The sequence below is a fragment of the Maribrevibacterium harenarium genome (assembly GCF_006385675.1).
Lineage (GTDB): Bacteria > Pseudomonadota > Gammaproteobacteria > Pseudomonadales > Marinomonadaceae > Marinomonas > Marinomonas harenarium.
Window position 1 is genome coordinate 38,060 of the sequence record NZ_VFRR01000003.1, and the last position, 19,586, is coordinate 57,645.

The 19,586-nt window shown below is 49.1% G+C and carries 22 protein-coding genes and 1 tRNA gene; 7 read left to right on the forward strand and 16 right to left on the reverse strand.

The genetic code is table 11. The annotated features are described in order from the left end of the window. The first annotated feature begins 94 nt into the window (after positions 1–94). From flgM to FJM67_RS02445, 3 genes are all read left to right on the forward strand, one after another. Positions 95–406 (forward strand): flagellar biosynthesis anti-sigma factor FlgM, encoded by a 312-nt coding sequence (flgM, locus tag FJM67_RS02435; protein WP_140587103.1) that lies wholly within the window; start codon positions 95–97, stop codon positions 404–406. Positions 407–418: 12 nt separating this feature from the next. Further along, positions 419–895, forward strand: a complete 477-nt coding sequence (locus FJM67_RS02440) for a flagella synthesis protein FlgN (RefSeq protein ID WP_140587104.1) — start codon at positions 419–421, stop codon at positions 893–895. Positions 896–987: 92 nt separating this feature from the next. Further along, positions 988–1,063, forward strand: a tRNA-Arg gene (locus FJM67_RS02445). Positions 1,064–1,071: 8 nt separating this feature from the next. On the opposite strand, the gene FJM67_RS02450 is transcribed toward FJM67_RS02445, so the two are convergent. From FJM67_RS02450 to FJM67_RS02510, 13 genes are all read right to left on the reverse strand, one after another. Beyond that, on the reverse strand, positions 1,072–1,353 hold the full coding sequence (locus FJM67_RS02450) for an XRE family transcriptional regulator (RefSeq protein WP_140587105.1): 282 nt from the start codon (positions 1,351–1,353) through the stop codon (positions 1,072–1,074). Continuing rightward, a complete protein-coding gene (locus FJM67_RS02455; RefSeq protein WP_140587106.1) occupies positions 1,346–1,702 on the reverse strand; it encodes a type II toxin-antitoxin system RelE/ParE family toxin in 357 nt (118 codons plus the stop codon). The genes FJM67_RS02450 and FJM67_RS02455 overlap by 8 nt, the downstream gene beginning before the upstream one ends. Before the next feature lie 170 nt (positions 1,703–1,872). After that, positions 1,873–2,730: a D-amino acid aminotransferase gene (locus tag FJM67_RS02460; protein WP_140587107.1), complete on the reverse strand. Its 858-nt coding sequence runs from the start codon at positions 2,728–2,730 to the stop codon at positions 1,873–1,875. A 64-nt stretch (positions 2,731–2,794) separates the two neighbouring features. Then, entirely contained in the window at positions 2,795–3,673 is an 879-nt protein-coding gene (locus tag FJM67_RS02465; RefSeq protein WP_140587108.1) for a DUF4392 domain-containing protein, read from the reverse strand. A 6-nt stretch (positions 3,674–3,679) separates the two neighbouring features. Beyond that, positions 3,680–4,633 carry a 5-oxoprolinase subunit C family protein gene (locus FJM67_RS02470; RefSeq protein WP_140587109.1) on the reverse strand — a complete coding sequence of 318 codons (954 nt, stop codon included), beginning with the start codon at positions 4,631–4,633 and terminating at the stop codon, positions 3,680–3,682. Next, positions 4,626–5,312, reverse strand: a complete 687-nt coding sequence (gene pxpB, locus FJM67_RS02475) for a 5-oxoprolinase subunit PxpB (RefSeq protein ID WP_140587110.1) — start codon at positions 5,310–5,312, stop codon at positions 4,626–4,628. Before pxpB ends, FJM67_RS02470 begins: the two co-directional genes overlap by 8 nt. Continuing rightward, on the reverse strand, positions 5,309–6,043 hold the full coding sequence (locus tag FJM67_RS02480; protein WP_140587111.1) for a 5-oxoprolinase subunit PxpA: 735 nt from the start codon (positions 6,041–6,043) through the stop codon (positions 5,309–5,311). Before FJM67_RS02480 ends, pxpB begins: the two co-directional genes overlap by 4 nt. A gap of 29 nt (positions 6,044–6,072) precedes the next feature. Continuing rightward, positions 6,073–6,867: a putative hydro-lyase gene (locus tag FJM67_RS02485; protein WP_140587112.1), complete on the reverse strand. Its 795-nt coding sequence runs from the start codon at positions 6,865–6,867 to the stop codon at positions 6,073–6,075. Between the two features lie 44 nt (positions 6,868–6,911). Then, positions 6,912–8,033, reverse strand: coding sequence for an alanine racemase (gene alr, locus FJM67_RS02490; RefSeq protein WP_140587113.1), 1,122 nt, complete (start codon positions 8,031–8,033; stop codon positions 6,912–6,914). Positions 8,034–8,285: 252 nt separating this feature from the next. Then, a complete protein-coding gene (locus FJM67_RS02495) occupies positions 8,286–8,693 on the reverse strand; it encodes an OsmC family protein (RefSeq protein ID WP_140587114.1) in 408 nt (135 codons plus the stop codon). A 38-nt stretch (positions 8,694–8,731) separates the two neighbouring features. Then, positions 8,732–9,544, reverse strand: coding sequence for an indole-3-glycerol phosphate synthase TrpC (gene trpC / locus FJM67_RS02500; RefSeq protein WP_140587115.1), 813 nt, complete (start codon positions 9,542–9,544; stop codon positions 8,732–8,734). Between the two features lie 29 nt (positions 9,545–9,573). Next, positions 9,574–10,608 (reverse strand): anthranilate phosphoribosyltransferase, encoded by a 1,035-nt coding sequence (gene trpD / locus FJM67_RS02505; RefSeq protein WP_140587116.1) that lies wholly within the window; start codon positions 10,606–10,608, stop codon positions 9,574–9,576. A gap of 2 nt (positions 10,609–10,610) precedes the next feature. After that, entirely contained in the window at positions 10,611–11,195 is a 585-nt protein-coding gene (locus FJM67_RS02510; protein ID WP_140587117.1) for an anthranilate synthase component II, read from the reverse strand. A gap of 241 nt (positions 11,196–11,436) precedes the next feature. Between FJM67_RS02510 and FJM67_RS02515 the strand changes: the two genes are divergently transcribed. Continuing rightward, positions 11,437–12,768: a magnesium transporter gene (locus FJM67_RS02515; RefSeq protein ID WP_235889969.1), complete on the forward strand. Its 1,332-nt coding sequence runs from the start codon at positions 11,437–11,439 to the stop codon at positions 12,766–12,768. 23 nt (positions 12,769–12,791) lie between these two features. After that, the gene (locus FJM67_RS02520) at positions 12,792–13,916 is read left to right on the forward strand and encodes a mechanosensitive ion channel family protein (RefSeq protein ID WP_140587118.1); all 1,125 of its coding nucleotides are present in this window, start codon (positions 12,792–12,794) and stop codon (positions 13,914–13,916) included. Positions 13,917–13,982: 66 nt separating this feature from the next. Here FJM67_RS02520 and FJM67_RS02525 read toward each other — a convergent pair whose 3' ends face one another. Then, a complete protein-coding gene (locus tag FJM67_RS02525; protein WP_140587119.1) occupies positions 13,983–14,663 on the reverse strand; it encodes a phosphoglycolate phosphatase in 681 nt (226 codons plus the stop codon). After that, complete coding sequence (gene rpe / locus FJM67_RS02530) at positions 14,660–15,334, reverse strand: ribulose-phosphate 3-epimerase (RefSeq protein ID WP_140587120.1); 675 nt, start codon at positions 15,332–15,334, stop codon at positions 14,660–14,662. The genes FJM67_RS02525 and rpe overlap by 4 nt, the downstream gene beginning before the upstream one ends. A 74-nt stretch (positions 15,335–15,408) precedes the next feature. Here rpe and FJM67_RS02535 point away from each other — a divergent pair, with 74 nt between their 5' ends. Beyond that, on the forward strand, positions 15,409–16,353 hold the full coding sequence (locus FJM67_RS02535; RefSeq protein ID WP_140587121.1) for a DUF3530 family protein: 945 nt from the start codon (positions 15,409–15,411) through the stop codon (positions 16,351–16,353). 33 nt (positions 16,354–16,386) lie between these two features. Here the strand turns inward: FJM67_RS02535 and djlA are convergent, their stop codons facing one another. Continuing rightward, positions 16,387–17,190 carry a co-chaperone DjlA gene (gene djlA / locus FJM67_RS02540; RefSeq protein WP_140587122.1) on the reverse strand — a complete coding sequence of 268 codons (804 nt, stop codon included), beginning with the start codon at positions 17,188–17,190 and terminating at the stop codon, positions 16,387–16,389. A 127-nt stretch (positions 17,191–17,317) separates the two neighbouring features. On the opposite strand from djlA, the gene FJM67_RS02545 reads away from it, so the two are divergent. Beyond that, positions 17,318–19,585 (forward strand): LPS-assembly protein LptD, encoded by a 2,268-nt coding sequence (locus FJM67_RS02545; protein WP_140587123.1) that lies wholly within the window; start codon positions 17,318–17,320, stop codon positions 19,583–19,585. Position 19,586 lies beyond the last annotated feature (1 nt).

The following is a 19,586-nucleotide window of genomic DNA, read 5'->3' on the forward strand; positions in this document are numbered from 1 at the left end:
TTTCTCTCGGCAGAAAAAGATCTAAATCTTGCTAAAGTTTTGTTGCAGCTCGCCGATATACATTATGTTGGCAATCGCAACTGGAGGCATGATCATGGCAATTAATTTAAATGGTGTTGGTTCTCAACCCACCCTTAACAAAAGTGACCGTATTGCGCGTGAAGAAAGCGCAGTCGCTCGTTCCTCTTCTTCCGAAGTGGATAGCAAAAAGACGTTAGCAGAGGACACCGTACAAATTAGCAGTGTGGCGCAGTCCCTACAGGCATCTGCCGGTGCTGATGAGAAGTCCTCAGTAGATATGGATAAAGTAGAACAAATAAAGCAAGCGCTCGCCGCTGGTGAATACAAAATCGACACAGAGAAACTTGCAAGCCGTATGATGGCGATGGACTCTTTGTTCGCTTAATTTGCCTAATCCATGATCCCTCTTGCGCCAATCTTCCAAGATATCCGCGATGAGCTGAGCAGACTTGCTGAGCTCCTCACCAAAGAACGCCTAGAACTTGCCCAAGCCTCCCCCCAGCAAGTTCTAGATACTGCCGGCCGCAAAAAAGAGATTCTCGACAACATCGATAAGCTGAATGCTAAACGCATTAAAATGCTGGTGAAGTTTGGCATTCTCGACGCAAAGAAACCTTCAGACGCTAAATTTAAGGCTTGGCTAGCACAACAAGACAATCTTGATGACGTCAAAGCACTGATCAAAGAATGCGATGAATTGCTAGAAGTTTGCAAAAAAGACAACAACACGAACATGCTGATTCTCGGTACAGTACAACGTCGCACTCAAACCATGCTGGAAATGATGCAGGGGCATAGTCGCAAGAATCGCATTTACACCCCTTCCGGCGGCACCAAACCTGTTAGTAGCAAGCACACCCTTGGTCGTGCCTGATTTCTGACTTCAACTTTTCCCCATACAAATCAAAAACATACCTACACCGTGTAGCACAAGACAGCCTGCACCGTTATAATATGTCTAGTTGCGTCCTCATAGGTAAACGGGATATACCTGCTGCCTCCTAAGCGGCCATTCCAGGTTCGAGTCCTGGTGGGGACGCCACAAGATCACTATATCAATTCCAGTCGCAGCGTCTTACCCAATGCCTTAGCCGCGTTATCCAGCGTATGAAGCGTAATTGATGTATTGTTAGGGTCTAGTAGTCGATCAAGAGCGGCACGACTGGTGTTCATCATCTGAGCCATTTTGGTTTTAGACAAATGCTCTTGTTCGAGCTTTTGCTGAATTTCCCAAGCTATCACGCGCTTAATCGCTACCGCATTGGTCTCAGCCAATACGCCCGTTTCTTCTAAAAAGTCATCAAACGATGAACCGATATGACTGTTAGCCATGCTCTACCTCCCGTTGGCGTTTCTTGCCTAACTCTAAATCTGGCTTAGGCGTTTTTTGGCTTTTCTTGATAAAGCCATGAAGTAATACCAGCCGATCGTCATGAAAACAGAATATAACCCGAGCAATACGCCCACCGGATAAAGTGGTTCTGACCTCCCACAGGCCATCCCCCATAGATCGACAAACGGGCATTCCGATTGGCCAACCATACTCGACTAACTTAATACCCTGTCCAATGACACTTCTATCTTCTTTGGGCAACGACAACAGCCAATCACGCAGAGGCTCGTTGCCAGAGACCGACCGATAAAAATAAGCTGATATCTTTTTCCTAGTTTTGCTTTCCATAGCGACCTGTATCATAAATGGTACGTTTTTTATTTTATATCAATTCCAAATAAATGCGAGCTATCCATAGGCGCTTTAAAACTGTAAGACGGATATTGTGGAGACGCCACTTATAAAAACGCCCAACATAAGCTGGGCGTTTTGGTTAAGTAGCTATGAATTTGGCAAACTTAGTAGTTAAATTTTCCAGCAGAGTAAAGAGCTTGGGCTTTTTGCCACACATCGCCAATTTCACCATTTCCTACTGGATTACCATCGAGAGCAATCACTGGGGCGATTTCTTTGCTAGAGCTGGTTAGCCAGATCTCGTCAGCATTGCGTACTTCATCCATAGTGACAGTGCGCTCTTCTACTGGAATAGAGCCATCTTTACGCAGGATATCGAGTAGCATCAAACGGGTGATGCCTGGCAAAATTTGATTATCCAAAGGTGGCGTAATTACCACGCCATCTTTCACGATGTATGCGTTGCAAGCACTACCTTCGGTCATCTCGCCTTCAGCATTGTAAAGGATGATTTCGTTGTTGCCGGCAGCGTAACCTTGCTGGAAGTGCATCACGTTACCGAGTAACGCGGTGGATTTAATATTGCAGCGTTTCCAACGTAGGTCTTCGGTTGAAGACACTTTGTAACCTTTTGCCTTAGCTTTGTCGGCAACTGGTGCAGGGGGAATTTCAAAGGCGAAGCCGAATACCGTAGGGGCCACATCATTTGGATAAGCGTGGAAGCGCTTGCTGTCTGCACCACGAGAAACGTGAAGATAAATTCCTAGGTTGCCGCCGCCGTTTTTCTCAATAAGCCCTTCACAGATTTCGCGCCACTGCTCATGGCTATGATTTAGGCCAATTTCAATAAAACCTAAACCCTCTTTCATACGGTCAATATGGGGGCCAAAGCCAACCAGCTTGCCATCGTAGGACGGGATTACTTCATAAATACCATCGCCAAACAGGAAGCCACGGTCCATCGGAGAGATTTTGGCTTCCGACATGGGCAAGTATTCGCCATTTAGGTATACAGTTGTCATATTATTCACTCCATCTAGTGAGCCCGAAACGGGCAATTTGTCTTGTCTCTCGATCGGGCCAATATCAACCAGCCACAAAGCCCGTTAAGCGACGCAAGGTAGCGATCATTGCCACGCCTTCCTCCGCCGCTAGGCTATCCTCTGTCAGAGTATTTTCTCGGGTAACGCCATCAACACTACCGAGCTTGGAGAGGTACTCCAGCACCGCCACATTGTCGAAGTTTGCCAATAGGTCTTTACCAATCAACCAGCCATGCAATGCCACTAAGGCATGACCACCCCAGTTGGACACATCCGCCACAATAAGCTCACTACAGCGGGTTAATGCTGGAGTTATGTTGAGATCCCTCAGGGCGGGACGCACATTCCCCATTCCGATTTCGTTGCCGCCATCACCAATAGCCAAGGTGGGGCAACCCGCCTCTTGCATGATCTCGTCAAAACTCGCCGCGAATGGGGTAATGGATTCACCGCGCATGTTGTAGTAACCAAAATCTTCCGCTTGACCGGGGCGCTCGATGGAAATAACCAATCTAGGTTGATACTGTTCCAAAATTTGTCGTGCGGTCTCTAAACGAGCTTGGCGATCCAGTTCGCCTAGAGGCAGCTTGTGAACGCGAAAGTCTTTTTTTAGCGCGCTGGCTAGCGGATCTCCACATACAATGATCGGGTGCTTGCCTGCTGCCTCTAGGCCACGATATAAGGAAATTGCCCCCACTGGGCCGTCCGTTTCAAAGGTGCCTGCGACGGGAAAACCCGTGCCAATAAGCACGGTGCCTTGGCATTCGTGCATCATCATGGCAGCACGCAGACAGTAGCCCGGCAACAGACTGCGACGCACAATCTGCATCCCCCGAGGGTTACGGGCTACCAACTCCAGTTCAATAGCATTACTTAGTGCCATGGCACCTTGTAGTTGAATCAAGGCTTCAGCATTACTCATTTGGGGTTACTCACTATCAACAGGAGTTAGTTGAATGGCTGCCAACTGCTGGCGTGCCAATAGGTTGATGCGATGGGCATCTTCAATACTGACTTCTTCAAAGGTCACGGTGCCACCGGGAGTAAGCTGAGCAAGCTTGCCGGTGTCTAGTTGCATGACAGAACCGAGTTTCGGATAGCCACCGATGGTTTGGCGGTCATTGAGTAGTACGATCGGCTGACCATCCGCTGGAACTTGAATCGCCCCATGACAAATACCTTCCGATAAAATGCCATCAATAGACGGCTTGATTTCTGGGCCAGACAGGCGGTAACCCATGCGATCACTGCGGTCGGTGGTTTGGTATTCACCAGAGAAAAAGTGCGCCAATTGCACTCGACTAAACGCAGACTGCTGATAGCCCAACACCACACGTAGCTGCACATGGCGACCGTAGTGTGGCCGATACAACTCCGGCAGCAGATGATTTTGACTGTGGGGGTGATTGACGCACGGTAGGAAATCCCCCACCTCTAGCTTGCCGCCATTAAGGCCACCGATGTTTTCTCGCACCACAGTAGCACTACTACCAAAACTTGGCTCGATAGCAAAACCACCCGCTACCGCCAAATAGCTACGACAACCCTCACTGGCAAAGCCCACCGCAATTTCATCCCCCGGTTTGACATTGTGGCTGCGCCACATAGAAACGGCTTTACCATTAATCGACAGCGGTGCGGTAGCACCAGTCAATGCAATTTGGCTAGTGGCGTTTACCGTTAAAGTTAAACCGCCGAAGCTAATTTCCAGTAGTGTTGCGTTATTGTGATTCCCCAACAGACGGTTCGCCCAATAAAAGGCTAGCGTATCCAAGGGGCCTCCACAGGTCAGACCAATACCGTGTTTACCAAAGCGGCCAGCGTCTTGAATCAGCGTCATTAAACCGGGCTTCTTGACGAAAAATCCGATACGATCAGTCATGGTCTAGCTCCCCTCCTAATGACAGATATTCGTCTTTGTCGATAGCACGAAATTTAACGCGATCCCCCACTTGCACCGGCATGGTTGGCTCTTGTTCTGGGTTGAACATACGTTGCGGGCAACGCCCAATCAGATTCCAGCCGCCTGGGGAAACCGATGGATAGATAGCCGTTTGCCGATCGGCAATGCCTACCGCGCCGCGAGGGACTTTTTGCCGTGGGGTCGCTAGCCGTGGAGTCGCGATACGAGGATCCACATCACCTAGATAGGCAAAGCCAGGAGCAAAGCCAATGGCATAAACGCGGTACTCTCCCTGCTGATGAATGTCTATGACTTGATCAATGGTCAGCCCCGCTCGGGAGGCTAACGCTACCAAATCCGCTCCCACTTCGGTGCCGTAATACACCGGCAAAGTAACCACTCGACCTACTCCACTTTCCCCATCAACCAAACGGCTATCGATGGCTTTTACAGCACGACGAATGTGGTAATAGTCGGTTTTGAACAGATCAAAAATGATCAGGATCGAAGCATAAGATGGCACCAGATCCACTAAAACATCACCAAGTTCTTGCTTTAGCAGATGGGAGGCCTGTTCTACCCGATTTGCCACGCCCACTTCACCATGTTCGCCCAAATACCAGATTAGGGCGTTTTCACCAGCAATGGACAATCTCATGACTTCACAACCTGACGAATTTCAGCAATCGCAGCAATACCCTCGTCGTTATCCCCGTGCACACACAGTGTATCCACATCTAAACTGAGCGTATGCCCACTAACCGTGGTAACCGTACCCTCACGACAAATTTGCGCAACTTGAGCAAGCATTTTTTCGCGAGTATGCACGGCACCGGGCTTAGTACGTGATAGCAATTTACCATCATCATCGTAGCAACGATCAGCAAAGGCTTCGAACATCACACCAATACCTTTATCAGCCGCTTCCTGGCGGTGCGCTGCACTCTCTGGCGTTGCTTGCAACATCAGAGCTAACGGGCGGTGATAGGTAGCAATCGCTTCCATAATGGCAAGGCGCACTTCCGTTTTCGCCATCATATCGTTGTACATAGCACCGTGGGGTTTTACATAGGCTAGTTCCATCCCCAGAGACTTCGCCATACCGTCAATGGCCGCTACTTGGTACTGCACCATGGCAATAATTTCCGCTGGCTGGCACGCCATAGAACGCCGACCAAAGCCAACTAAATCGGGGTAAGCAGGATGGGCACCGACGGTAACACCGTGCTCTTTAGCAAGCTGTAAGGTTTTACGCATCACTAAGGGGTCACCGGCATGGAAACCACAGGCAATATTAGCCTGATCAATGAACGGCATCACCGCCGCGTCCATGCCCATTTTCCAGGCTCCGAAGCTTTCCCCAAGATCACAATTAAGTTGAATTGCCATACTTGATTCTCCCATCCAGATTAATTGGATTACAGCACAGCCAAACGGCTGTTTGGTAAGTCGGTAATCAGCATATGTCCCGGGCTATGGGTGATACACACCGGAGGCTTAGCTTGCTCTAGTGCTACCTGAGGTGTCACGCCACAGGCCCAAAATACTGGCACCTCACCCTCTTTAATCGTGACAGCGTCACCGTAATCCGGGGAATGGATATCGCGAATGCCGATCTGCTCAGGGCTACCAAAATGTACCGGCGCACCATGAACCGATGGGAAGCGACTACAAATCTGAATCGCTCGAATGGCATCCGCTGGCTTCATTGGACGCATGGAAACCACCATAGACCCACTGAAGCGCCCAGCCGTTTGACAGGCTAGGTTGGTGCGATACATAGGCACGTTGACCTTCTCGGTGATATTGCGCACTTCTAGACCGTCAGCAATAAGCGCTTCTTCAAAGGAGAATGAGCAACCCAAGGCAAATACCACGAAATCATCCCGCCACTGGGCGCTGATATCAGTGACTTCTTCCACGTATTGACCATCTTTAAACACCCGGTATTTCGGTATATCGGTGCGAATATCAATATCTTGCCCGAGTGCTTGTAGCTGGAAATCCCCAGGCTTGGCGGACATACCAACAATCGGGCACGGTTTGGGATTCATTTGACAAAATTGTAGAAAATCGCCCGCCCAATCCGCCGGCAGAATCGCCAAATTACACTGCACAAAGCCCTGCGCCATACCAGAGGTGTTGCCGGTAAAATCGCCGTGGCGAATTGCCTGACGAATCGCGTATGGCGACATAGTTTTCTCGATAGTCATTACTTTCTCCCAAAATCCTGAGCGATAAAGCACTCAGTCATTATTCAGTTGAATCGGTCGTTACGCTCAGAAACCTTTTGCCCTGCTTTATAATAGAATCGTGGCACACGATCGGAAATTGAGCATACTATTTCATAATTGATGGTACGCAGATCTTGGGCTGCCATATCGACGGTAACCACATCATTAAGCAAGTTGACTTGATCGCCCACTTTGACATTGTTGTCTACCATAATCATCAGCTGATCCATACATACTCGACCGACTATCGGATAGGTTTTGCCAAGGATCTCTACTGGTCGGCCTTGATGGTACCGCAACCAACCATCCGCATAGCCGATGGATATGGAGGCAATACGCACGTCTTCTTCAGCGGTAAAAGTCGCACCGTAGCCGACGCTCTCTCCCGCTTTCACTGTTTTCACTTGGGTCACTTTGCTGTGTAAGGAAAAGGCCTGCTCTAAAGCAAATGGCAACGGTAACGTAGTGCTCGGTGCTAACCCATACATGGCAATCCCCAAACGCCCAGCGTTGGTATGGGGCTGTTTCGTATGATGCAACAGGGCGGCACTGTTCGACTCGTGTACACACTCAAGTTGGCTTAAATCAAACCCCGAGGTGATGGCAGTCACCTGCTCAACTTGGCGCTGATAAAACGCTTCGTTACCGTCTGCCGTAGCAAAGTGGGTGAATAGCCCTACCAACTTCAAACTAGGCACTTGTGCCACAAGTGTTAACGCTTGAGAAAACTCATCGGCACTTTGTAGGCCGATGCGATGCATACCGGAATCAATCTTTAAATGAAGCCGAACACTTTTACCACGGTAGCCTTGAGCAGCTTGCAACCAAGCAAGATCATGGGCGATAACGTCTATCTGTTGTTCCGCCACCAGCTCCAAATCCTCGACTCGCACAGGCCCCATCACCAAAATCGGCACTTGAGAGAAAGCACGCCGCAATTTCAGCGCCTCATCCAAAAATGCCACGGACAAATGAGTAGCCCCAGCTTCTAGAGCAGCACCAGCAACTTCCACATCACCATGCCCATAAGCATTCGCCTTGACCACGGCAAATAATTGCTCGTAGCCAGAATGTTGTTTGATTCGGCTGACATTGGCTTGAATCCGATCTAGATTCACAGCAACCCAAGTGTCTCGATAGTGCATTTGCGGATAGTACTCTCAATCAGTTAAATAGAAGCGTATTCATCTATTATATTTAAATATTGCAGTTTATCTCACTATATTTATAAGACATTACAAACTAAACAATCACCAACCGGTAAATTATAGTGAAAAATACCAAATTTTGCTGGCTGCACTGAAATGGGGCTTTTGATTACCTAACCCAATCAATAGGCAAAAAAAATCCCCAGCTCGATAGAGGCTGAGGATTCTATTCCGCAGTCAGAATGAAGTTTATGCCACTTCAATGATCTCGTAGCTGTGGACAATATTTACTCCGCCGCGCTCAAGCATCAAAGATGCAGAGCAGTATTCTTCCGCGGATAGTTTCACTGCACGGGCTACATGGCTTTCTTTCAGACCACGACCCGTCACCACAAAATGCACTCGAATCTCGGTGAACACAGCCGGAACTGTATCAGCACGATCCGCATCAATATGGGCAACGCAAGACACCACATCTTGTCGTGCTTTTTTCAAAATCCCCACTACATCGTAGGAGGTACAGCCACCTAAGCCAGCGAGGATCAATTCCATTGGGCGCGGACCAAGTTGTTGGGAACCATCGATCTCTACTTTGAAGCCGGAGCCCGTCTCTGCAGTAAAGTGAACGTCTTCTTGCCAATTTACATTTACTTTCATGATCATTCCGTGCGGAGCCATGTCCGCCTGTTGGTTTGTTACTTAAACAGCTGCGCCAGTTTCTCGCCCGGATCATCCGCTTTCATAAAGGCTTCACCGACTAAGAAAGCATGAATGTCATTTTCACGCATGGCAGCCACGTCGTCACGGGTATGAATACCACTTTCGGTCACAATAAGGCGATCTTTTGGCACATCATTCATTAATTCAAAGGTATGCTGCAAACTCAGCTCGAAGGTATGCAAGTCACGGTTATTGATACCCAAAAGTTCCGTTTCTGTGTATTCCAAGGCTAACTCTAGCTCGGCACGATTGTGCACTTCTACTAAAACATCCATGCCCAAGTCACGAGCCAGTTTATCCAAGGAGCGTAATGTCTTACCTTCCAAGCAGGCAGCAATCAGCAATACACAATCCGCACCGATAGCACGGGCTTCCATCACTTGATAGGGATCGACAATAAAGTCTTTACGAATGACCGGTAATTCACAGGCATTACGCGCTTCTACTAAGTAATCTTCATGACCTTGGAAAAAGTCATGGTCGGTCAAGACCGACAGACAGGCAGCACCGCCACGGGCATAAGATTTGGCAATGTCTTTTGGCACAAAGTGATCACGCAACACGCCCTTGCTTGGAGACGCTTTTTTGATCTCGGCGATCACCGCCGCTTTACCTTGATTGATATGACGGCGCAACGCCTGAGCAAAGCCGCGGGGCGCATTGTGAGCATTGGCAGCCACCGCCGCTATTTCTAGATTACTGTACGGCGTATGCTGCTGGCGCTCCTGAATTTCTTCAAACTTGCGCTCTACAATCTTTCTTAGGATGGTCGGTGTATCGACTTGCATGTCTCGCTCTCTTTTCTTGTTCGATGACGTTAGTCTTGCGGCTTAAAGCAGCGGGTAAAGCTGGCTAACTCAGATAATTTGATTTTGGCAACACCCCCACCAATAACATCCTCCGCCATAGCAACCCCTTCCGCTAAGGAGTCCGCCACGCCAGATACGTAAATCGCTGCACCAGCGTTTAACGCAACGATATCACGGGGGCCATTCACTTGCCCTTTTCCTTCTAGGGCTTGTTTCACCATCGCCAGACTCGACTCAGCATCCAATGCTTGTACACTAGCAAGCGGCTGAGAGGCGATGCCGAAGTCTTCTGGCTGAATACTGTATTCACTAATCTCGCCATTTTTTAGCTCTGCCACAAAGGTTGGTGCCGCCAAGCTAATTTCGTCTAGTCCGTCCTCAGAGTGAACTACTAGCACATGTTCACTACCAAGTTGCTTAAGTACTTCCGCTATCGGACGCACCCACTCCTTGGCGAACACTCCCATCACTTGACGGGTTGCACCGGCTGGGTTTGTTAACGGACCAAGCAAATTAAAAATAGTACGGGTCGCCATTTCTCGACGGGGGCCAACCGCGTATTTCATCGCTGCATGGTGATTCGGGGCAAACATAAAGCCTACACCAATCTCTTGCACACAGCGACTGACTTGCTCAGCAGTTAGACCAAGGTATATTCCTGCTTGCTCTAGCACATCCGCACTACCGGATTTAGACGATACCGAACGTCCCCCATGTTTAGCGACATTGGCTCCTGCTGCTGCCGCGACAAACGCTGATGCGGTAGACACATTGAATAAATGTTGACCATCTCCGCCAGTGCCACAGGTATCCACAATATTATCGACGTTAAGACTCACTTTATCAGACAAACCACGCATCACTTGGGCGGCAGCAGTAATTTCTTCCACCGTTTCCCCTTTCATACGTAAGCCAATCAAAAAACCACCAATCTGCGCTGGAGTCGCTTCACCGGTCATAATCGCGGTCATCACGCTGGTCATTTGCTCGGCATTAAGATCCTGACGTTCAACGACACGACCAATGGCCTGTTGGATATCCATGTTTACTCCTTCGCAGTCAAAAAGTTGTTTAGTAAGGCATGTCCATGCTCGGTAAGAATCGACTCGGGGTGAAATTGCACCCCAGCAATCGGCAGGGTTTTGTGGCGCAGCCCCATAATTTCATCTAACTCACCGGCTTCGTTTTGAGTCCATGCGGTGACCTCTAGGCAATCCGGCAAGCTGTCTTGCTCCACCACTAAAGAATGATAACGGGTCGCCCGAAACGGCATAGGTAAGTCACTAAATACCGAGGTTTGCCGATGGTAGATGGCCGACGTCTTGCCATGCATAACGTTTTTAGCACGAATCACCTTACCGCCAAAGACTTGTGCAATACTTTGATGACCTAAGCAAATTCCCAATATGGGGAGTTTACCGGCAAAATGTTCAATCGCCGCAAGGGAAATACCCGCTTCGTTAGGGGTACATGGTCCAGGAGAAATCACCAAACAATCCGGCGCCATGGCTTCGATATCAGCAAGGGTAATCGCATTGTTGCGCTGCACCACGACTTCCTGCCCTAGCTCACGAAAGTACTGCACAAGGTTATAAGTGAAGGAATCGAAATTATCCAGCATTAACAACATACTTGGTAAGCCCCTCGGCAAAAACATCGTCTCGTGTCAATCGATCAGGAGACCGGACAACACTATGATAAAAGCGGTTGATTATACCCCCTGACAAGGCCAGTGAATAGAACGCCCTACCACGAGGATTTGCGCAGCAACGTCATCAAGCAGTCACAGCTGCAAGGGATAATATTGGCGTTGCTTCAATAAGTTAGTTAATACACACTAGCAGCTAAAGAATTTGTAAAAGGAATACGCTGTGTCCCATTCCGTCGCCGATTTAATCAATTTACTTATCGAAGAAGAGCAAACGCCTGCGGAAATTGATCGGGCGTTATCCACCATGGACCCGGATGATGTGGCACTGGCGTTGGAGTCGGTGCCACTCGCGGAGCGTCATCAAGCATGGCAGCGAATTAAGCATGCTAACCGGCTCGATGTACTGGTAGAGATGCGCGGCGAGTCCCGCCAGCTACTTCTGAAGCAACTGGACGATGACGAAATCGAAGCACTATTTTCTGACGTGGATGCGGAAGATCTGCTCGACATCGCCGACTCCTTGCCGGAGCGTTTGGTTGATCTCGCCTTCAAGCAGATGGATACCAAGCAGCGTACCTACTACCAACAAGGCGCGGTATATGATGAAGACGAAGTGGGTCGCTGGGTTGATCACGATTTACTGATTGCCTCCCAAACCATTCGAGTTGCCGAAGCGATTAAGTTATTCAAACGCAGCGATGCCCCCTATACCGATGTCATTTATCTTGTGAATCGTATTGGCCGCTGGGTTGGCTGTGTGCGTATACAGGCTTTGCTTAACGCCAATGGTCACGAGCCAGTTTCCTCCTTAATGACGGAAGACTACCCTTTCCTAGATGCCACCACCGATGTGGTCAAAGCAGCCGAAACCTTAGAGCGGGAGGAATACGTAGCCCTACCCGTTATCGACGAGAACCATCTGCTATTGGGACGTTTTCATAGTGGCTTGGCCTTAGAAGCTGCACGGCTGGAGCTAGAAGCACAACAAATGTCGAACGCAGGTTTGAATGAGGAGTCTGACCTATTTGCACCAGTAAAACGCAGTGCCGCTACTCGGGGAATGTGGCTCGGGATCAACTTACTTACCGCATTTTTGGCCTCTGCCTTTATTTCTATCTTTGAGGCTACCTTGGAACAGGTAGTAGCACTGGCAGTACTGATGCCAATCGTGGCATCCATGGGCGGTATCGCTGGCAGCCAAACCCTCACCTTGATCGTGCGCGGCTTAGCACTAGGGCAGATTACCCGCGCCAACTTAAGCTCCCTATTAAATAAGGAAATGAAAGTAGGCGGCTTAAATGGGGTGTTTTGGTCTGTCATCATCGGTGGTGTGGTGCTCTGGTGGTTCCAAAGTCCAATGCTGGGGGTCGTTATCGCGTTAGCCATTATTGTGAATATTCTGATGGCAGCCCTGTCTGGCGTCTTGATACCGGTTATCCTCGACAAACTGAAAATTGACCCTGCTTTATCTGGATCGGTGATTTTAACCACCGTCACTGATATTGCAGGTTTCGTGGCATTTTTAGGGCTCGGCACCCTACTTTTACTTTGATCTGATGAATAGGAATACGTGGAATGAATTGGGAAACCATGCAGGTCTACTTGGGTTTGGGTGATACCCAAATGCACTGGGTTGTCCGAGTATTTATCGTGGTACTTGGCACCTTAACGGTAAACTTCTTTGTAAATCGCGCTTTAAACAAGCTTGATGCCCAACTGGCAAAAACCCGCACACCTTGGGACAACATGCTACTACAAGCAGCCCAAAAACCGCTTAGTGTCTTCATCTGGCTAGTTGGCTTGAGTGTGGCGGCAGAAATTTCCGGTAGCGAATTAGATGAAGCCATTACCACCGCCATTGGTGTAGTTCGACAGGTGGGTGTGGTGGTAATTCTCACATGGTTTTTGCTGCGCGCGGTCAAAGGCGTAGAGGACACTCTAACCTCTTCCGAATCGTTTTCAAAACCTGTGGACGTGACTACCGCCAGCGCCGTCAGCAAGTTACTCCGTGCCGCAGTACTGATCACCTCAGCCTTGGTCATTATGCAAAACCTCGGCTATAGCATTTCCGGTGTGCTGGCCTTCGGGGGGATCGGTGGTATTGCCGTGGGCTTTGCCGCCAAAGACCTACTCGCCAACTTCTTTGGTGGTCTTATGGTTTATCTAGATCGCCCGTTTGCGGTAGGTGACTGGATTCGTTCCCCAGATAAAGATATCGAGGGCACGGTGGAAAACATCGGCTGGCGTCAAACCCGCATCCGTACATTTGATAAGCGTCCCCTCTATGTTCCTAACTCCACCTTCTCTCTTATTTCCGTAGAGAACCCTTCCCGCATGACCCACCGCCGCATCAATGAAACCATTGGTGTACGCTATGATGACTTCCGTAAATTGGAGGAGATCCTACACCGAGTTCGCACCATGCTCGCTAACCACGACGATATTGATACGAATGAACTTATCATGGTGAACTTCAATCAATTCGGCCCATCTTCCCTGGATTTCTTTATCTACACCTTCACCAAAACCGTGAACTGGGCAGAGTATCACCGGGTGAAAGAAGACGTTCTCCTCAAAATCATGGGCATTATCGAAGACTGTGGAGCACAAGTCGCCTTCCCTACAACTACGGTGCATATTGCCGAGAATGGGGAACCGACGTTTCAGCCCATCAAGCATTCCAACAAGGCACACGCTTAAATCAAAAAAAGCGCGAACATTAATCAGATCGCGCTTTTTTTAAAACACCTAAAAGCCTACAACGCACTAAAGCAGTAACTCAGCTAGATCATCCATTAACACGTCAGGCTCAAGGGTTTTAGGATCGATGCCATGGTTATAGCCATAGGTGACTAGGGCACTTTTAAACCCCGCGGCACGGGCAGCGTTGTGATCAGTTTGGGAGTCACCTATCATCAAACATTGATCGGCTTGAGCTTCGATGCCTTCCATGCAGTGCAACAACGGCAGCGGGGACGGCTTCTTCTCTTCTAAGGTGTCACCACCGAGAATCCAACTGAAATAGTCAGTGATTCCGAATTGATCAAGTAGCGGTTTAACAAAGACGCTGGGCTTGTTCGTCACCAACGCCATGGGCACTCCCTGATGCTTAAAGGCTTTAAGGATGGCCTCGACGTTTGGGTATAGAGTGGATTTACCTGACAGATTGGCATCATAGGCAGTTAAAAACGCCCGGTAACATTCCTCTGTGACACTGGCATCTAACTGCGCCCACTCTAGCGCTTGCTCAATCAGCTTGGCTGAACCAAAGCCCACCCAACCCCGCACACGGTCTTCTCCGGCAGGTTGAGCTCCTTGACTAATCAGCGCCACATCCACAGCGGCGGCGATATCCGGCACACTATCGACCAAGGTACCGTCTAGGTCGAAACAAACCAGCTCAGGCCAACCATCAAACAATCGCTTTAGATGTGTGGGCGTTCTCATGAACGCACACCTGCCAGTTCCTGACGCATAGCATCAATTACCGCTTTGTAGTCTGCTTTACCAAAGATGGCAGAACCTGCAACAAACGTATCCGCACCAGCTGCGGCCACTTCGGCAATGTTCTTTTCGCTGATACCACCATCTACTTCCAAACGAATATCGTAGCCGCTCTCGTCGATCAAGCGACGTGCTTCACGCAATTTATCTAGGGTAGAAGGGATAAATTTCTGTCCGCCGAAACCAGGGTTAACCGACATCAGCAAAATCATATCTACCTTGTCCATAACGTATTTCAGATCATCCAATGGAGTTGCCGGGTTAAATACCAAACCCGACTTACAACCACCATCACGGATCATTTGTAAAGAGCGGTCAATATGCTCACTACCCTGCGGATGGAAGGTAATGTAGCTTGCCCCCGCTTCAATGAAATCCCCAATTAGACGATCAACTGGCTTCACCATTAGGTGAACATCAATATCAGCCGTGATGCCATAGTTGCGCAATGCTTTACACACCATTGGCCCAATGGTGAGGTTTGGCACATAATGGTTGTCCATCACATCAAAGTGGACGATATCCGCGCCGGCAGCTAACACTTGGTCAACTTCCGCACCTAAACGTGCAAAATCCGCGGACAAGATGGAAGGGGCAATCAAAAAGTCTTTCATGTTCGGCTCCGACAGTGACAGGGCAATGGTTGGTCGGTATTCTAGCAAGGCAACTTGGATAAGTATTGGATTCGATGAAGAAATTGTTGGTAAGCGCCACCGTGACGCTCGTACTAAATTCAATCACCTATGCCGCGGAAGATGGCACTGGGGGGGCTCATGTGCAGCCGACGCCACAGCAAACCCGTATTGCCGGCTTGGTTGAACGACTGGGGCTGAACTATGCCCACGAAATTGAAACCATCGAGGCCAACGGGGAGAGCTTTTTAGGCTTGTTCAACGAATCCGCTAGCGGCGACCCACAAGGGTGTGTCCTAATGCTTCACGGGGATCATGGTCATCCAGATTGGCCCCAAGTGATTTCCCCCTTGCGACGTAAACTTCCCCAACACAGCTGGTGTACTCTCTCTATCGAAATACCAGACATTGAAGATCGAGCCGCCCCCGTGTTACCCGGACGAGAGACACCGCAGGCGGATAACAACCCAATCGTCGCAGCAAACGGCAATAGCAGCACGCTCCCCCATGAAGAGATGGTCTTTGCTCGTATCGATGCCAGCTTGAATTTGATTCGTTCCAAAGGCTATCAACAGGCGGCTTATCTCGGCTATCGCTCTGGAGCGGCTTATATGTTGAAGTATGCCGCCAGCAAAGGGCTAGCGGGTCAAGCATTGGTGCTTATTGATATCAATACGATTGAGCCAGTATCTGAATTCGATCTGAGCCAACAAATTGAAAGCCTGCGCCTACCGGTGCTGGATTATTACTTTAATATGTCGCCGCAAACGCAACGCTTCGCCGACTATCGACAAGCGGCAGCCAATAAACGCCCTAATCGTTCGGAAGCCTATACCCAAATCGATGCATTGCCAGACCGGCGTTTTGATCCAACCGGCGATAAACGCTTAACTCAGAGAGTATGGGGCTTTTTGAAGCAAAACACGATTCAGGATAAACAGCGCAAAGATCTGCCGGAATTTAATAAACAACTGTTTTACAAGAGCTCAACCATTCAGTAGCTGGCGGTGGTTGAATGATTGAGCCCTTGCGGTTTATTTGCGGGATTTTTTGATCATTTCATAAGCCGACTGAATTTCTTGAGTACGTTCCTTCGCTAGTTCGATCATTTCATCCGGCAAGCCTTGGGCGTTCAGTTTGTCTGGGTGATGTTGACTCATCAGTTTACGATAGGCTTTTTTCACCTCCGCATCACTGGCATCCCTACTCACCCCAAGCAGCTTGTAAGCCGCATCAAGCAACGCCGGAGACGATTTTTCCTGATTGGGCTGGTGATGTTGTTGCTCATATTGATAACCCTGATGGAAATGGGTTTCCCGCTTCACCTGTTCATGTAATAAGGCAAAGTCTCTCGCCGACACATTCAAGGCGATACAAATACGTTCTACTAAGGATCGTTCTTCGAGACTGAAATGCCCATCGGCATAGGCAGACAACAGCAGCACTTCTATCAGGGTACGCGTCATTAGCCCAGAGCCAACGGTCTCGTAAAAACGACGCAACGCCGTATCCACGTCAAACGACTCGCTCTTACCTTCATTAAACAGTGCTTGGGCCTGTGCTTGCGCGCTTTGATCCAAACGAAAACGTTGCATGACGGCTTGTGCCAGTTGAATTTCTGCTTCACTCACACGACCATCGGACTTCGCCAACCGCCCCATTAATTGAAATAAGGTTTGGAAGAAGACCTGTTGCTGCTGTTGGCGTGGTGCGCTAGTGCGGCGACCAAAACTTTGTTTCGCCTGCTGATCAAAATACAAACCGACAAAAAAGCCCAAAAGACCGCCAATAATCCCAAGTGTCAGCGACCCTAGGATCAACCCTAACCATTTCCACATTTAGATATTTCTCCACTAGCGGTAGCCCCTGTGGGGCGCTTAGATTATCATTTGTCCCTCGAACGGACTCATGTCAGTCATTGTCACATGAGCGGACCATCATCCCAAATGATTTAGTATACCTTGCATGCCATCGCATTTACGCCATTACATCCTGTTATTTCATAGTCTTTGCGTGTTACCGGCAATGGCGAACCAGTGGGACTGGGTTCCTAGGGAAGCCCTTGAACCTGCTCAACAGGCCACTCTGAACCGATACTGTAGTGGTGCCTATATCGATGCTTGGCAACCTCTCAGCCAGAACCACACGGAATTAGAAGCGGATCTGATTTTCCGCGATAACAGTGGTCAGGTTCACTTAAGTGGCGCAGCACAGATTCGCCAGCCGGAATCCACACTGGCAGCACAAACCATCGTTGGTCAGCCAGATCGATACTATCGCGCTACTGGCGATGTCAGCGTCCGAGGACCGGGACAACTGATTCGCAGCCAAGAAGGCTACGTTGCCGAAGCGAATAGCACAGAACCGACCACCTTTACAGATGCCCAATTCCTCGCCCACCAAACGGGACTGCGTGGGGAAGCCAAGCTGCTGGCGCAACATAGCGATGGCGTAATTTTTATCGAGGAAGGATTTTACACTACCTGTGAGCCCGGTGGCAGCAACTGGCAGCTTTATGGCTCCAGTATTGAGCTAGATCCAAATTCTGGTTTTGGTACCGCGAAACACGTGCAAGTGCGCATTGACGGCAATCCCATCTTTTACTTTCCTTGGCTGCGTTTCCCGATCGATAACCGCCGCCAATCCGGTTTCTTATTCCCATCGTTTAGTTACAACAGTGATGAGGGCATCAGTGTTTCGGCCCCCTACTACCTCAACTTAGCGCCAAACTTTGACGCTACCTTGACCCCACACTGGCGCGAAAACTATGAATCCGGCGCAGGGTTTGTTCTAAATGGTTACGGAGCTGACTTGGAAGTGCGCCATTTGAGTCCGTTCGGAAGCAGCCTATTTGAACAATCAACGTTTTACGATGCCCAGGAAGAAGAAGGCTCCCTACGTAAGTTCACGTCTACTCAAAAACTGAATTCGTCTATAACGGTTGGCACCTTGCTGGAAGATAACCCAACGCCAAATATCACGCCGGACATGAACACCACCTCCATGGGTGAAAAAGATAATTACGAACGTAGCTTTTACGGTGACGCTAGCTTCGGTAATTTCAGTACCCGAGCAACGGTAAAACGCTACTACACTCCGGATGAAACGCTCGATCAACCACTGGAATGGAAACCCCGAGTTGAAGCTTCCTATCGTTATGCCAACACCTTCTTAAACTATGCACCTACCGCCCAGTTAACCGAGTTTTACGACCCGGACGAAACCGCCATCGATGGACGCCGCCGGGTGTTAAATCAAGATATCAGCGTCGTTGCTAGTAATGCCTGGGGGGAGTTGAAGCTCGGGGCACTACACCAATTTCGCGATTACCAGCTGAATGATTACAAAACCGATAGTCGCTCCGACGAAAAAGTAGATCATCTGACCTATTATCTGGACACCGGTATTGTGTTCGAGCGCAGCTTTCTGTTGCAGGACAGCATTTGGCGTCAGACTTTAGAACCCAAATTAACCTATGTAAATGCCCCGTATTTAGAGCAATCAAACATCCCGAACTTCGATGCTAGCGAAACCACGCTGACTTATAACCAAGCCTTTGCTCACCAGCGTTTTAGCGGCAATGACCGGGTTGGTGATACCCGCCAAGTCGCTATCGGCGTCGAAAGCCGTTTTTATGATGGCAATAATGTGGAACGTTGGACGTTAAAAGCAGGGCAGCTTTTTTATCTAGACGACCGTAGGGTAGATTTAACCGGAGATACCGGAGACGTAGTGGACGATGATCCACGCTCGTCGATTTTGACCTCGGCAAGCTACCGCCAGAGCGATGTATTCAGTTTTAGCGCCAATGTGAACTACGATGCAGACCTTGAACAGGTGGATCTCGCCCAGACAACCATGAAATACACCCCAGAAAACGGGGTCGTGGTCAACCTTGGCTTCTCCTATGTGTTTGACGAAGATCCAGACAGCGTAACCCGCCAGTCTGATTTAGCCACGATCGTACCACTAAGCGCTAACTGGCATCTGTTCCATCAACAAACTTACGATTGGACAGCCGAGCAAGAAACCAAGAAAGTCACTGGCTTTGGTTTCGAAAATTGCTGTTTAAAGATGTCATTCAGTTATCAGTATTGGCTCAACGACAGCAGTCAGTATGATTCTGGGCTGTTTTTAAATTTTATTTTACGTAGCCTAAGTGGCGTAGGTCGAACCAATAGCGAAACCTCGATCGCCAATGACTACTGGAACAACGGACAAGTTGGATATTAAG

Coding starts and splice junctions, on each gene's coding strand:
- djlA (WP_140587122.1), bottom strand. CDS start 17,190: ATGTGGAAATGGTTAGGGTTGATCCTAGGGTCGCTGACACTTGGGATT.
- FJM67_RS02450 (WP_140587105.1), bottom strand. CDS start 1,353: ATGGCTAACAGTCATATCGGTTCATCGTTTGATGACTTTTTAGAAGAA.
- alr (WP_140587113.1), bottom strand. CDS start 8,033: ATGCACTATCGAGACACTTGGGTTGCTGTGAATCTAGATCGGATTCAA.
- flgM (WP_140587103.1), top strand. CDS start 95: ATGGCAATTAATTTAAATGGTGTTGGTTCTCAACCCACCCTTAACAAA.
- FJM67_RS02455 (WP_140587106.1), bottom strand. CDS start 1,702: ATGGAAAGCAAAACTAGGAAAAAGATATCAGCTTATTTTTATCGGTCG.
- FJM67_RS02480 (WP_140587111.1), bottom strand. CDS start 6,043: ATGGCAATTCAACTTAATTGTGATCTTGGGGAAAGCTTCGGAGCCTGG.
- pxpB (WP_140587110.1), bottom strand. CDS start 5,312: ATGAGATTGTCCATTGCTGGTGAAAACGCCCTAATCTGGTATTTGGGC.
- rpe (WP_140587120.1), bottom strand. CDS start 15,334: ATGAAAGACTTTTTGATTGCCCCTTCCATCTTGTCCGCGGATTTTGCA.
- trpC (WP_140587115.1), bottom strand. CDS start 9,544: ATGCAAGTCGATACACCGACCATCCTAAGAAAGATTGTAGAGCGCAAG.
- FJM67_RS02545 (WP_140587123.1), top strand. CDS start 17,318: ATGCCATCGCATTTACGCCATTACATCCTGTTATTTCATAGTCTTTGC.
- FJM67_RS02440 (WP_140587104.1), top strand. CDS start 419: ATGATCCCTCTTGCGCCAATCTTCCAAGATATCCGCGATGAGCTGAGC.
- FJM67_RS02465 (WP_140587108.1), bottom strand. CDS start 3,673: ATGAGTAATGCTGAAGCCTTGATTCAACTACAAGGTGCCATGGCACTA.
- FJM67_RS02470 (WP_140587109.1), bottom strand. CDS start 4,633: ATGACTGATCGTATCGGATTTTTCGTCAAGAAGCCCGGTTTAATGACG.
- FJM67_RS02460 (WP_140587107.1), bottom strand. CDS start 2,730: ATGACAACTGTATACCTAAATGGCGAATACTTGCCCATGTCGGAAGCC.
- FJM67_RS02525 (WP_140587119.1), bottom strand. CDS start 14,663: ATGAGAACGCCCACACATCTAAAGCGATTGTTTGATGGTTGGCCTGAG.
- FJM67_RS02485 (WP_140587112.1), bottom strand. CDS start 6,867: ATGACTATCGAGAAAACTATGTCGCCATACGCGATTCGTCAGGCAATT.
- FJM67_RS02520 (WP_140587118.1), top strand. CDS start 12,792: ATGAATTGGGAAACCATGCAGGTCTACTTGGGTTTGGGTGATACCCAA.
- FJM67_RS02535 (WP_140587121.1), top strand. CDS start 15,409: ATGAAGAAATTGTTGGTAAGCGCCACCGTGACGCTCGTACTAAATTCA.
- trpD (WP_140587116.1), bottom strand. CDS start 10,608: ATGGATATCCAACAGGCCATTGGTCGTGTCGTTGAACGTCAGGATCTT.
- FJM67_RS02510 (WP_140587117.1), bottom strand. CDS start 11,195: ATGTTGTTAATGCTGGATAATTTCGATTCCTTCACTTATAACCTTGTG.
- FJM67_RS02495 (WP_140587114.1), bottom strand. CDS start 8,693: ATGAAAGTAAATGTAAATTGGCAAGAAGACGTTCACTTTACTGCAGAG.